Origin of the sequence: Pseudomonas sp. PS01301 (assembly GCF_029960215.1) — a bacterium.
Taxonomy (GTDB): Bacteria; Pseudomonadota; Gammaproteobacteria; order Pseudomonadales; family Pseudomonadaceae; genus Aquipseudomonas; species Aquipseudomonas coleopterorum.
Map to the genome: position 1 here is coordinate 1 of NZ_JASCPM010000011.1, position 12,524 is coordinate 12,524.

The following is a 12,524-nucleotide window of genomic DNA, read 5'->3' on the forward strand; positions in this document are numbered from 1 at the left end:
CGCTGCTACAGAAGCACCAAAATTGCCGCCCCGCGGTACCCACCCCCTGTAGCAGCGGCGCGAGCCGCGTCCGGGTGCACCGCAACAGCCGGGAACGAACACGATCAACGACACACGCTCCAGCGTCCCATATCAAGGTGAAAATGGTTGCGGTGGGCGGCGTTGTAATCGGGACCCAAAACGGTATTGAAATGCTTGCAGGCACCGTCGCGCACCTCACGCAGGAAGCGCGCGTTGGCGCTGTCGCCGGGCCAGTCCTTGAGGACGTTTATGCGCCGGCCATCGGCCAGGCGAAAACCGGCGATGTCCAGCGCGTTGGCGCTGGCGTGCTGGCTCAGGCGTCCTTCGCTGCGACCGTAGACATTGCGGCAGGCGAAGCTGCCCAGATGATCCACTTGGGTCACCGCCTGGCCGAACACGGCTTGCGCAGCCGGCTGCAGGGCCTGACGCTCGAACATCGCGAACGCCACGGCGACCGGACAGGTCGCTAGGAAGCTGCTGCTCAACCTGACCTCGCTGCCCTGCACGCGCAGCACATTCACCAACGGACACTTGGCATCGGCCGCACTGTCGGCCTGCTGGCTGTAGCGCACGGTAGACGTTGCCAGGGCCTGCACACAAAGCTGGGGATCACTCTGCAACCGGCTGAGCTTGTAGCGCGTCAGAAAATTCACTGGCTCGGCGATGTCCAGCGGCGCCCACGGATTCCACCGGTCGGGCACCTCTATCCAGCCTCGCCATACGGCAACCGGGGCTGCGGCCAGTAGCAACAGAATGATCAGCAATCTCGACACATCGGCCTCGGTTCGGCATGGCTGAAGGAAACCACTGCAGTACCGGGTCAGAGCAGGCCGAGCTGCGCCGTCTGGGGCTCCGGAGGCAGTTCCCTTAAGGCCGGCAGCCCCGGCAAACGTTCCATCAGGCGCTCGTGGAAACGCCGGGCCAGGGCTGGTGCGAACAGATTGTCGGCCGTGTGCAGAAAGATGTAGGGGGTGCGCCCCTCCTCGATCCAGCCGGCGATCTTCTCGACCCAGGGCGTCAGGAACGGCTCGTTGGCCTGCAACTGCGGATGACCGATGAAACGTACCTGCGGGCTGTTGCTGAAAGCCGTCGGACGTGGCGGCACACGGGGCTTCTTGGATTGGGCATGAAGCACGGCGGGTGCGTCCGAGGTGCAGCTGAACAAGGCCCGTGGGTCCAGGCAGATACGCTCGACATTGCGCTCGCGCAGCAGGTTGTTGAGCAGACGCTCCTCGTCGCCACGGGCGAAAAATGCGCCGTGGCGCACTTCCACGGCAATCGGCCGTTGCAGAATGTCGATGAAGCCCATCAGCTCCGGCAGTCGCCAAGGCGCGAATGAAGCCGGCAATTGCAACCACAGCGGCGCCACTCGTTCACCCAATGGATCGAGCAAGCGGCAGAAGTCCTCGGCGGCGCCCAACTGCTCGCGCAGGTCACCGCCGTGGCTGATGTCGCGGGGCAGTTTTGCGGTGAAGCGGAAGTCCGACGGCATGCTCGCGGCCCAGCGTTCAACGGTACTGGGCGCAGGGCGTGCGTAGAAGGTGGTGTTGCCCTCCACGGCATTGAACAGTTGGGCGTACAGGGAGAGGAAATCGGGCGGACGCGCATCGTGCGGGTAGAAATCACCGCGCCAGGCGTTTTCACTCCACGAAGGACAACCGATGAAATAAGGCAGGCTGGACACAGTCAGATATGCACGTCCAGGCCCAGCACCTCGTTATCCCACTCGACGAAACCCTGAGTGCTCAGGTACATGCCCAAGGCGTCAGCGGCGCGGCGGCTCATCGAACGAGGGAAGATCATGTCCTGCTGGCGTGCAGGAACACTGGCGCCCCGAGCGCGGGAGCGCTGGGGGGTGGGTTGCGCAGGGACTTCGAATTCGCCTTCGATATCGTCAACGGCATCCTGCACCCGCGCTTTATCCGCAAGCGGCTTGCGCTTGATCGGGTAAGGCTGGGAGGAAACACCATCGATACGCATCAGGTTCACTCGATCGTCGAAAGAAGCCGGCGCCGGTCAGGCTGCGACTCAGGTGATCACTAGACCACAAATTGCGACAAAGTTTTATCTCAATGGCAGATTCTGCCGATGAAATGCGCACTACAGGCGTGAACGCCGACGAAGCGTACTACAAAAGCGACTTTTTCGGAGTGGCGACGTTGTCGCGCAGGTAAACCGGCTGGGCGCCATCGGCAGGCAGTCCTTCGCCGCGCGCCCACGCAAAGCGGGCCAGCTCCAGCAGGTCCTGGGCATGGGGCAGCAGGTCGGCGTCGCGCCCCACGGTGGCAACGGCGATCCGTTCGGCATAGGTCCAGCCGGTGCCTGCACCGAACCACTCTCCCGTGGCCTGTGCCGGTAGCTGGGCCCGTTCGGGCGCAAATACCCCTTCCTCGCCCTGCAGGCGCATTTCCCCAGCGTGCTCCTGATAGCACCCCCAGTACACCTCGTCCATGCGCGCATCGATGGCAGCCGCAACCTGATTCACACCGTGCTCGCGCCAGGCGCGTTGAGCCAGCAAGGCCAGGTTGGACACCGGCAGGACCGGCCGATCCAGGCCGAACGCCAGGCCCTGGACCACCCCTACCGCAATGCGCACACCGGTGAACGCGCCCGGCCCGCGGCCAAACGCGATCGCATCGACCGCCGTCAGCGCCACGCCTGCCTCGGCCAGAAGGGTCTTGATCATGGGCAACAGCTTCTGCGCGTGCAGGCGCGGGATCACTTCATAGTGGCTCGACACCTTGCCGTCATGCAGCAAGGCGACGGAGCAGGCTTCAGTGGCAGTGTCCAGGGCCAGCAGGGTGGTCATCGAAAGGGTCCAGGCAATGTGTGTGGGAAGGAAGCGATTATAGACAACTACGGCCCGCAAGCGGGCCGTTCATGGCAAGGCGATGGCCGACACAAGAGGTGTCGACGCCTTTCACTCAGCTCAGTGCAGCAAGCACCTTGGCGGTGATGTCGTTCACCGAGCCGACGCCTTCGACGTGGCTGCACTTGGGCTTGCCCTGCGCGGCCGACAGCTCGCGGTAGAAGGCCACCAACGGCTTGGTCTGCGAGTGGTAGACCGAGAGGCGATGGCGCACGGTTTCTTCGGTGTCGTCCTTGCGCTGCACCAGCGCGTCACCGGTCACGTCATCCTTGCCCTCTTCGCGCGGCGGATTGTAGACGGTGTGGTAGACGCGGCCCGAAGCTTCGTGGACACGACGACCCGCGATACGCTGGACGATCTCTTCGTCATCGACGGCGATCTCGAGCACGTGATCGAGCTCCACGCCGTTGGTGACCAGGGCTTCGGCCTGGGGAATGGTGCGCGGGAAACCATCGAACAGGAAGCCGTTGGCGCAATCGGGCTGGGCAATGCGCTCCTTCACCAGGGCAATGATCAGGTCGTCGGACACCAGGCCGCCGCTGTCCATGACGCTCTTGGCCATGACGCCCAATTCGGTACCGGCCTTGACGGCAGCGCGAAGCATGTCGCCAGTGGAAATTTGCGGGATACCGAATTTTTCGGTGATGAATTTTGCCTGAGTACCTTTACCGGCCCCGGGAGCTCCCAGCAGAATCACGCGCATCGATGTGCTCCTCTCGATTTTTATAGATAGTCGTCAGATCTGCTTCCACCGCGCTGACGGCAGAAGCCCTTCCCAAAAAAATGATGGCCGCAGAACGGCCAAAGGCTGATCAAGATACACAGCGTGCACGGGGCACACAAGCCACCGAAAGTCGCAGGCACCCGCCCCCGCAGAGGCTGCCTGGCAGGGGTTGCACCGGGTGCCACCGCCAATCGGTTGCACCCTGGGTCACAGCTGCCCAGGCACGGGCAGGTCGTACCCGTCGACCGCCTGGCTCAGCCGGTATTGCGCAACCCGGCGGCGATACCGGCCACGGTCACCAGCAACGCCTGTTCCAGAGGGCTGTCGAGCGCCGCTTCTCGCGTGCGCGAACGAGCCAGCAATTCGGCCTGCAGCAGGTGCAGCGGATCCAGATAGGTGTTGCGCAGACGGAAGAACTCCAGCGTTGTCGGGCTGTGGGCGAGCAGGTGTGTCTGGCCGGTCAGTGCCAGTACTGCCGCGCAACACTGCGACAATAGGTCGCGCAGCTCCGCACCCAGTGGCTGCAGGCCAGACTCGACCAGACGCAGGTCATACAATGCGGCAATTTCCGCATCGGCCTTGGCCAGCACCATTTCGAGCATGTCGATGCGCGTGCGGAAAAACGGCCACTGCGCGCGCATCCAAGCCAGTCGCTCGCCTTCACCCTGTTTCAGCGCTGCGCCTAAAGCCGCTTCCCATCCCAACCAGGCGGGCAGCATCAGCCGTGTCTGGGTCCAGCCGAAGATCCACGGGATGGCCCGCAGGCTCTCGATCCCGCCCTGCCGACGCTTGGCCGGCCGGCTGCCCAATGGCAGCCGACCCAGTTCCTGTTCGGGCGTGGCCTGGCGGAAGTACTCGACGAAGTGCGGATGCTCGCGCACCACCTGCCGGTACGCCTTGACGCCCTGCCCCGCCAGCTGGTCCATCACTGTGCGCCAGGCCGGCTCGGGCAAAGGCGGCGGCAGCAAGGTGGCTTCCAGCACCGCGGCTACATAGAGGTTGAGGTTCTGCTCGGCGATGTCCGGCAGGCCAAATTTGAAACGGATCATTTCGCCCTGCTCGGTGGTGCGGAAGCGCCCGGCCACCGAACCCGGTGGCTGCGACAGGATGGCCGCATGGGCCGGACCGCCGCCCCGGCCCACGGTGCCGCCGCGACCGTGGAACAGCAACAGCTCGACACCATGGGCCTGGCAGATATTCACCAGGGTTTCCTGCGCCCGATACTGCGCCCAGGCGGCCGCCGTGGTCCCGGCGTCCTTGGCCGAATCGGAGTAGCCGATCATCACTTCCTGCGGGCCTTGCAGACGGCTGCGGTAGTCCGGCAGCTGCAGCAGGCGTTCGAGCACCGGCCCGGCATTGTCGAGGTCGGCCAGGGTTTCGAACAGCGGCACCACGCGCATCGCCCGGCGCAGCCCGGACTCCTTGAGCAGAAGCTGCACCGCCAGCACGTCAGAAGCTGCGCCAGCCATGGAAATCACGTAGGAGCTCAGCGATGCGGCCGGGGCTGCTGCCACTTCCCGGCACGTGGCCAGCACTTCGGCAGTGTCCTCGCTGGGTTCGAAGCAGGTGGGCAGCAGCGGCCTGCGATTGGCCAGTTCGCGCACGAGGAATTCGATTCGCGCGTCCTCGTCCCAGTCGTCATAGCGACCCAGCCCGAGGTATTGGGTGATCTCGCTCAAAGCACCGCGGTGGCGGGTCGAATCCTGACGCACATCGAGACGCACCAGAAACAGACCGAAGGTCACCGCACGGCGCAGGCAATCGAGCAAGGGTCCATCGGCGATCACGCCCATGCCGCATTCATGCAGCGAGTCGAAACACAACTGCAACGGTTCGATCAGCTCGCGGTTGTCCTGCAGCACCTGGTCGTCGGTCGGCTGAGTGTTCGGCAGCGATGCCTGGGCCCAGTGGCGCGTGGCACGCAGGCGCTCGCGCAGTTGCTTGAGCACCGCGCGGTAAGGCTCGCTGCTGTCGGGCGCCTGCGCCATGAGCGGCGCACTGGCGTGTTGCATGGACAGATCGGCAGCCAACTGGTCGACATCGCGCAGAAACAGATCGGCCGCCATCCAGCGCGCCAGCAACAGCACTTCGCGAGTGACCTTGGCCGTGACATTGGGATTGCCATCGCGGTCGCCGCCCATCCACGAGGCGAAGCGGATCGGTGCAGCACTCAGGGGCAGACGCTGCCCGGTGGCGGCCTGCAACGCGGTGTCGACCCTGCGCAGATGATTGGGCACCGCCTGCCAGAGCGAGTTTTCGATGACCGCGAAGCCCCACTTGGCCTCATCCACCGGGGTCGGTCGGGTGCGGCGGATTTCCTCTGTATGCCAGGCCTCGGCGATCAACCGTTGCAGTCGCTCGCGCACCGCCTTGCGCTCGACAGTGGTCAGATCGCGGTGGTCGTGCAAGGCCAGCTGTGCGGCGATCGCGTCGTATTTCTGGATCAGGGTACGACGCGCGACTTCGGTTGGATGTGCGGTCAACACCAGTTCGATATCCAGCGCCGCCAATTGCTGCGCCAGTGCTTCGGGACGATGACCGGCGGCCGTGAGCCTTCCCAGCAGCTCACTTAGTGCCAGGTTTTCGAAGGGCTCGGGCTGGCCTTCGTCGCGGCGACGGATGAGTTGGTATTGTTCGCAGATGTTGGCGAGGTTGAGGAACTGGTTGAACGCGCGGGCCACGGGCAGCAGTTCTTCCTCGCCGAGGTCGTCTAGGCTGGACCTCAGTTCAGCACTGACCGCATCACCGGTCGGATCGCGTCGACGGTCCGCCTTGGCGCCACGACGAATGCGCTCGATCTTTTCCAGAAAGGCATCGCCGTACTGCTCGCGAATGGTATTGCCCAGCAATTCACCGAGCAGGTGCACGTCTTCGCGCAGGCGCAGATCGATATCGGACATCGGCATTCTCCGTGGCTTGGAAACGGTTTGCCCGTCCAGCCAGCCCGGCGCGGCGTGTGATTGGATCGCCTGGGTTACTGAACAAGCACGGGAAAAATGGCTCTACAACTCATCTATGCAAACGATCTGGGCCATAGCCTCTGTGCCACAGCATCTTTGCTATAGATAGAGAGTGCCCCAGCCAAGCCAACGCTGACAAGCGTGGTCAAGCGGGGCTCGAACAACCTGCGCGAGAGGTGTTTATGAAGATTCACGAGCTGGCCGAGCATTGGGAACAGAACGCCAAGGGTCGCCTGACCGACACCGGTATCAACATTCACCTGGACATGGAGTCGGCAGCGCGCCTGGCGGCGCTGACCCAGATGTACCCCAAGCACCACGCTCAGGAACTGCTCGGCGAGCTGATCGGGGCGGCACTCGAAGAGCTCGAGGGCAGCTTTCCCTACGTCAAGGGGACCAAGGTCATCGCCACCGACGAGGAGGGTGATCCCCTGTATGAGGATGTCGGCGCGACACCTCGATTCCTGGCGCTGTCACGTGAACACCTGCAACGCCTGAAAAGCACTGCGGACGACGCTGCGAATCGAATCTGAACCGGTAGGTTTGCGAAAGCTCCTACGTGCTGGCCAGCCCCGGTCAGATGGTCATAAAAAAATCCTGAACTTGGCGGCAAAATTCATACAAATCAATAGGATAGTGCTCAAAAGCGATTGTAGACTCGGAAAAAAAAGAGCCAGCCACTGGCCACCGATTCGTCCGCAATGCATTGCGCCAGCAGGCCTTTGCTGGCGTGTTGCGCAAGACGGACGAAGCAATCAATCGCTGTTCAATGGAGCACTATCGCGTGAATACATCCAGCGTACGGTCGTCTTTCGGCCCTCTGAAAACAGCCCTCCTGGGCCTTGCCACCGGTGTCGTCCTGACAGGCTGCGCCGGTATCGCGCCGGTCGAGCAATATGCCGTGAGCCAGTCGGCGGTCAATGCTGCGGTCAGCGCCGGCGGCACCGAGTTCGCCGCCGTCGAAATGAAGTCCGCTCAGGACAAGCTCAAGAACGCTGAACTGGCACTGCACGGCAAACACTACGAGCAGGCTCGCCGCCTGGCCGAACAAGCCGAATGGGACGCCCGCCTCGCCGAGCGCAAGGCTCAGGCCGCCAAAGCCCGTCGCGCCGTCGAAGATGCTCGCCAGGGTATTCAGGACCTGCGTGAGGAAGGCCTGCGCGCCGCCTCTTGAGCTGGCTTTCGCGTTCTTCTTTCAAGATTCAGGAAATTACCGTGAACAATAAATTCAAATTCCCCGCGCTGTCGGCGCTGGTCGTGCTGCTGGCTGCCTGTTCCAAAGCCCCCAATCCGCAACTGGTGCAGGCCCAGGCGAGTTTTGCCGACCTGCAAGGTAATCCCAAGTCGGTCCAGCTGGCTGCCCTGGAAACCAAGGACGCCGCACAGTGGCTGGAACGTGCCGAAAAAGCGGCGCGGGCGAAAGAGGCCGATGATCAGGTGGATCACCTGGCTTATCTGGCCCGTCAGCGTATCGAGTTGGCCCGGCAGACCATCGAGCTGCGGACCGCTGAACAAGCGATCCAAGGTGTTGCCGCATTGCGTGCCCAGGCCCGCCTGGAAGCACGCGATGCGCAGATCAAGAAGCTCCAGGAAAGCCTCAACGCCAAACAACCTGCGGCTGAAGCGATGGCCGTGCAGCAAACCGAACGCGGCAGCCTGGTGACCTTCGGTGACGTGCTGTTCGAAACCGGCCAGGCCGAACTGCGCCCTGGGGCCTACGACAACATCGCCCGTCTGGCGCAATTTCTGCGCGACAACCCGGACCGCAAGGTGATCGTCGAAGGACACACCGACAGTACCGGCTCCGCGTCCTTCAACCAGACCCTCTCGCAGCGTCGCGCCAATGCGGTCCTGGTGCAATTGGTGCGCGCCGGCGTGAGCCCCGAGCGCATCGTCGCGCAAGGCCTGGGCATGTCCTATCCGGTGGCCAGTAACGGCGACGCTTCGGGTCGTGCCCAGAACCGTCGGGTCGAAGTGACCATTTCCAATGACAACCAGCCGGCCAGGTCGCGCGCGTCGATGCGTTGATTTTCGAACCCTGGAAAAAGAAACCAGAAAAAACCCGGCCAGCGCGCCGGGTTTTTGCGCTTGTTTGCGCTTAATCGTTTCAACCTACCGCTGGGAGGTTGCGGCCTTAAGTAACCATGGAGGCTGTCGATACTTTTACATGCCCTTCCCTTCTCGAGGCCTGTGCCATGTTCTTCTTCAAACGCCTGAAAAACGAAATGGCCGCCCTGCGTGAGGAGGTGGCGATCGTGCGACAGATCCGCCAAGGCCTGGACGAGGAAACCATCCACCTCAGGCTCGACCCCCAGGGATGCATTCTGGGGGTGAACGCCAACTTCGAGGCCGTGCTTCAGTATCGCAACGACGAGCTGGTGGGCAAACCTCTGGAAAGCCTGGTTGCCGAGCATGTGCAGAAGGACAAGCACCACGCACGCGTGCGTACCGCCATACGCCAGGGAGAACACTTCTGCGGGGCCTGGCGGCTGTTGCGCAAGGACGGCGGCGAGACCTGGCTACGGGTCATCATGCACCCGGTACACGCCACCGATGGCCGGCTGGTCAAGTTCTCGTGCTATGCCAGCGACCTGACCAACACCATCGAAACCTCTCGGGCACACGAGAACTTCATCCAGGCGCTGTTGCGCTCCACCGCGGTCATCGAGTTCGACCTCGACGGCCATGTGCTGACCGCCAACGATCTGTTTCTGCAGGCGATGGGCTACGGCCTGGAGCAGATCAAGGGCAAGCATCACCGCATGTTCTGCAGTGGCGAAATCGCCAATTCGCGGGATTATCAAGCGTTCTGGGAGCGCCTGCGCCGCGGCGAGTTCGTTGCCGAGCGCTTCGAGCGTGTGGACAGCCGCGGTCGTACGGTGTGGCTCGAGGCTTCCTACAACCCGGTTCGGGATGGCAATGCCAATGTCTACAAGGTCGTGAAGGTCGCAACCGTCATCACCGAGATGGTGGAACGCGAGATCGCCATCGCCGAAGCCGCCACGGTGGCGTACGACACGTCGGTGCGCACCGATGAAACGGCCCTGCGCGGAGCCGAAGTCGTGCGAGATACGGTCAAGGTGATGACGGACCTCGCCCATCACATGCAAAGTGCGGCCGAAGGCATCGAGGCGCTGGACGAGCAGAGCCAGGTGATTTCCAACATCATCAAGACCATCAGCGGTATCGCCGCGCAAACCAATCTGCTGGCGTTGAACGCCGCTATCGAGGCCGCACGCGCGGGTGAACAGGGCCGCGGTTTTGCTGTGGTGGCCGATGAGGTTCGCCAACTGGCTTCACGTACGACCCAAGCTACTGCCGAGATCGAGGGCGTCGTCAGGCAGAACCAGAAGCTTGCCACCGACGCGGTGGAAACCATCGGCGCCGGCAGGCACAAAGCCGAATCCGGCCTGCAACTGGCCAATCAGGCAGGTACCGTCATCACCGAGATTCAGGACGGCGCGAAGCGCGTGGTAGGTGCGGTGGCAAGCTTTACAACGCAGCTGGCCACCGAGTCCTAGGGTCTGTGTGTCACCAGTCGCTACCTGATGCGCCTTGTCGGCTCGCCGACCGGCGCATCTGCGTGACAAACCAGCGGCGTCAGAAAAACTCGCCCATTCGGACAAATTTCTGAACTATTCAAAATTGCCTTGTGTCCCAACGTTTAACCATTACAGCCAGCGGCGTGTGCTAGTCGCCGGGCTTTACCCAGGCGCGTGAAACGTTCGACTGTCATGGATTTTGATGTTTTTCAGGAGCTATCCAATGGAGTTGAAAGCCATGAATACCCGTACTGCCAAAACCTCGTCCAACCCTCTGCGCGGGCTGAAACTGGCTGCCCTCGCCTTGGGCACTACCTTCGTCCTGGCTGGCTGCGCCGGCAAGCCTCCAACCGAGCAGTACGCCGTGACTCAATCGGCCGTGAACAGCGCGGTGAGCGCTGGCGGTACCGAATACGCCGCTGTGGAAATGAAAGCTGCGCAGGACAAGTTCAAGCAGGCTGAAATCGCCATGCACGACAAGAACTACGAGAAAGCCAAGGTCCTCGCCGAACAGGCCGAGTGGGACGCACGTCTGGCCGAGCGCAAGGCGCAGGCTGGCAAAGCAGCCAAGGCCGTACAAGACGCCAAGCAGGGTGTACAGGACCTGCGTGAAGAAGGCATGCGCAGCGCTCAGTAAGCTGCCCATCGCGACTTGAACTCGAATAAAGGATGAAGACTATGCGTAAACAATTGATGGTTCCTGCCCTGTTGGCTCTCAGCGTTGGCCTGGCAGCTTGCTCCACCCCGCCTAACCCGAACCTGGAACAGGCGCGGACTAATTTCTCTTCCTTGCAGACCAACCCCAAGTCGGTACAGCTGGCTGCGCTGGAAACCAAAGACGCTTCGGAATGGCTGGACAAGGCTGACAAGGCCTACCGTGACGACGCTGACCGCGCCAAAGTCGACCAGCTGGCCTACCTGACCAACCAGCGCGTTGAAGTGGCCAAGCAGACCATCGCTCTGCGCAGCGCCGAGGAAACCCTCAAAGGTGCTGCTGCCCAGCGCGCTCAGGCTCGCCTGGATGCCCGCGACGCTCAGATCAAGAAGCTTCAGGACAGCCTGAACGCCAAACAGACTGACCGCGGTACCCTGGTGACCTTCGGTGACGTACTGTTCGACCTGAACAAGGCTGAGCTGAAGTCGTCCGCGTTCCCCAACATCGCCAAGCTGGCCCAGTTCCTTCAGGAAAACGCTGATCGCAAGGTCATCGTCGAAGGCTATACCGACAGCACCGGTTCGGCTGCCTACAACCAGAGCCTGTCCGAGCGCCGCGCCAACTCCGTGATGGCCGCCCTGGTCCGCGCCGGCGTCGAGCCTTCGCGCATCGTCGCTCAAGGCTATGGCAAGGAATACCCAGTTGCCGACAACACCAGCAACTCCGGCCGTGCCCAGAACCGTCGTGTGGAAGTGACCATTTCCAACGACAACCAGCCAGTGGCCCCGCGCTCGTCCATGCGTTGATCCACCCGCTGTAAATAAACGCCCCGGTGAGTGATCACCGGGGCGTTTTCATTTGTGCGCTGCGGGCACCGATTCGGCAGGCGTGGGATAGTTGGGTATCTCGCCGAGACGGCGAAGGCCGTTGAAATGCTGCGGGTCGTCCAGGTAGCGCAGCATGACCTGACGCCATGTAGGGTCGGCGAAGGTTTGCACATGGCCGCCGCGGGTCAGTTGCAACACCCTCGGCAATGGCGCCTTTCGGTACAATTGCAGCGCGTTGTCCAGAGGTACGATCGGATCGTCGATGCTCTGGAAGAGCAGCATGGGCGTACCTTTCAGTTTTTCGATGGAGGCGATGGCACTGTCGCCGTCAGGCACCCACCAGGACAATGGCACCTGCAATGGCCAGGTTACCCAGGAGGTGCTCAAGGCATAACGACCCACAGCCCGGTAGCTGGCCGGGACACCGTCGAGCACCAAGGCCTTGAGGCGCTCGCGCTGCTGCGGATGCTCGGCCAAGTAATGCACGGCCATCGCTCCACCCAGGCTTTGCCCAAGCAGCACCAACGGTTTGTCGCGCACCTGCGTACGCGCCTGCAGCCAGGCAAAGGCGCTGTCGATATCCTGATAGATCTGTGGCAGCCGCGGCGAGCCTTCGGACAGTCCATAGCCGCGGTAGTCGAGCATCAGCACCTGATAACCCTGCTCGGGTAACCACCAACTGCCGCCCAGGTGCCAAGCCAGGTTGCCGCCGTTGCCATGCAAGTGCAGCACCGTGCCCTTGACCTCGACACCGGGCTTGGCCGGCAACCACCAGCCGTGCAGGCGCGTACCATCGGCGGCCGTCAGCGTAACGTCTTCGTAGGCCAGGCCCGCCTTGGCGGGCGTGAACGGCAGCCCGGGCTCCGGGTAGAACAGCAGCGAACTGCAGCCGGCCAGGCTGACCGTCACTGCCAGGGCCAGGGCAG

At 62.7% G+C, this 12,524-nt stretch carries 13 protein-coding genes; 6 read left to right on the forward strand and 7 right to left on the reverse strand.

The features are described from left to right. Positions 1-104: 104 nt before the first annotated feature. From QMX89_RS07845 to ppc, 6 genes are all read right to left on the reverse strand, one after another. Positions 105-794: an extensin family protein gene (locus QMX89_RS07845; RefSeq protein ID WP_282347710.1), complete on the reverse strand. Its 690-nt coding sequence runs from the start codon at positions 792-794 to the stop codon at positions 105-107. 47 nt (positions 795-841) lie between these two features. Continuing rightward, positions 842-1,711 (reverse strand): DUF72 domain-containing protein, encoded by an 870-nt coding sequence (locus tag QMX89_RS07850; RefSeq protein ID WP_282347780.1) that lies wholly within the window; start codon positions 1,709-1,711, stop codon positions 842-844. Beyond that, positions 1,708-2,001: a hypothetical protein gene (locus tag QMX89_RS07855; RefSeq protein ID WP_049861304.1), complete on the reverse strand. Its 294-nt coding sequence runs from the start codon at positions 1,999-2,001 to the stop codon at positions 1,708-1,710. The genes QMX89_RS07850 and QMX89_RS07855 overlap by 4 nt, the downstream gene beginning before the upstream one ends. Before the next feature lie 148 nt (positions 2,002-2,149). Continuing rightward, the gene (gene tsaB, locus QMX89_RS07860) at positions 2,150-2,830 is read right to left on the reverse strand and encodes a tRNA (adenosine(37)-N6)-threonylcarbamoyltransferase complex dimerization subunit type 1 TsaB (RefSeq protein WP_282347711.1); all 681 of its coding nucleotides are present in this window, start codon (positions 2,828-2,830) and stop codon (positions 2,150-2,152) included. 115 nt (positions 2,831-2,945) lie between these two features. Then, complete coding sequence (gene adk / locus QMX89_RS07865) at positions 2,946-3,593, reverse strand: adenylate kinase (protein WP_049861302.1); 648 nt, start codon at positions 3,591-3,593, stop codon at positions 2,946-2,948. A 275-nt stretch (positions 3,594-3,868) separates the two neighbouring features. Beyond that, positions 3,869-6,514 carry a phosphoenolpyruvate carboxylase gene (gene ppc / locus QMX89_RS07870; protein ID WP_282347712.1) on the reverse strand — a complete coding sequence of 882 codons (2,646 nt, stop codon included), beginning with the start codon at positions 6,512-6,514 and terminating at the stop codon, positions 3,869-3,871. A 242-nt stretch (positions 6,515-6,756) separates the two neighbouring features. On the opposite strand from ppc, the gene QMX89_RS07875 reads away from it, so the two are divergent. From QMX89_RS07875 to QMX89_RS07900, 6 genes are all read left to right on the forward strand, one after another. Next, a complete protein-coding gene (locus tag QMX89_RS07875; RefSeq protein ID WP_282347713.1) occupies positions 6,757-7,107 on the forward strand; it encodes a pilin assembly protein in 351 nt (116 codons plus the stop codon). Between the two features lie 236 nt (positions 7,108-7,343). Further along, on the forward strand, positions 7,344-7,748 hold the full coding sequence (locus tag QMX89_RS07880) for a DUF4398 domain-containing protein (protein WP_122742713.1): 405 nt from the start codon (positions 7,344-7,346) through the stop codon (positions 7,746-7,748). A gap of 41 nt (positions 7,749-7,789) precedes the next feature. Then, complete coding sequence (locus tag QMX89_RS07885) at positions 7,790-8,602, forward strand: OmpA family protein (RefSeq protein ID WP_282347714.1); 813 nt, start codon at positions 7,790-7,792, stop codon at positions 8,600-8,602. Positions 8,603-8,769: 167 nt separating this feature from the next. Then, positions 8,770-10,095, forward strand: coding sequence for a PAS domain-containing methyl-accepting chemotaxis protein (locus QMX89_RS07890; protein WP_049861297.1), 1,326 nt, complete (start codon positions 8,770-8,772; stop codon positions 10,093-10,095). Positions 10,096-10,339: 244 nt separating this feature from the next. After that, positions 10,340-10,753 carry a DUF4398 domain-containing protein gene (locus tag QMX89_RS07895; RefSeq protein WP_056844228.1) on the forward strand — a complete coding sequence of 138 codons (414 nt, stop codon included), beginning with the start codon at positions 10,340-10,342 and terminating at the stop codon, positions 10,751-10,753. Between the two features lie 41 nt (positions 10,754-10,794). Next, a complete protein-coding gene (locus QMX89_RS07900) occupies positions 10,795-11,577 on the forward strand; it encodes an OmpA family protein (protein WP_049861295.1) in 783 nt (260 codons plus the stop codon). Positions 11,578-11,625: 48 nt separating this feature from the next. Here the strand turns inward: QMX89_RS07900 and QMX89_RS07905 are convergent, their stop codons facing one another. Next, entirely contained in the window at positions 11,626-12,519 is an 894-nt protein-coding gene (locus tag QMX89_RS07905; protein WP_282347781.1) for an alpha/beta hydrolase, read from the reverse strand. Between the last annotated feature and the right edge of the window lie 5 nt (positions 12,520-12,524).

Bases quoted from the DNA above. Each gene is read 5' to 3' on its own strand.
- QMX89_RS07895 (WP_056844228.1), top strand. From the start codon at position 10,340: ATGGAGTTGAAAGCCATGAATACCCGTACTGCCAAAACCTCGTCCAAC.
- QMX89_RS07900 (WP_049861295.1), top strand. From the start codon at position 10,795: ATGCGTAAACAATTGATGGTTCCTGCCCTGTTGGCTCTCAGCGTTGGC.
- QMX89_RS07880 (WP_122742713.1), top strand. From the start codon at position 7,344: ATGGAGCACTATCGCGTGAATACATCCAGCGTACGGTCGTCTTTCGGC.
- QMX89_RS07890 (WP_049861297.1), top strand. From the start codon at position 8,770: ATGTTCTTCTTCAAACGCCTGAAAAACGAAATGGCCGCCCTGCGTGAG.
- tsaB (WP_282347711.1), bottom strand. From the start codon at position 2,830: ATGACCACCCTGCTGGCCCTGGACACTGCCACTGAAGCCTGCTCCGTC.
- QMX89_RS07855 (WP_049861304.1), bottom strand. From the start codon at position 2,001: ATGCGTATCGATGGTGTTTCCTCCCAGCCTTACCCGATCAAGCGCAAG.
- adk (WP_049861302.1), bottom strand. From the start codon at position 3,593: ATGCGCGTGATTCTGCTGGGAGCTCCCGGGGCCGGTAAAGGTACTCAG.
- ppc (WP_282347712.1), bottom strand. From the start codon at position 6,514: ATGTCCGATATCGATCTGCGCCTGCGCGAAGACGTGCACCTGCTCGGT.
- QMX89_RS07875 (WP_282347713.1), top strand. From the start codon at position 6,757: ATGAAGATTCACGAGCTGGCCGAGCATTGGGAACAGAACGCCAAGGGT.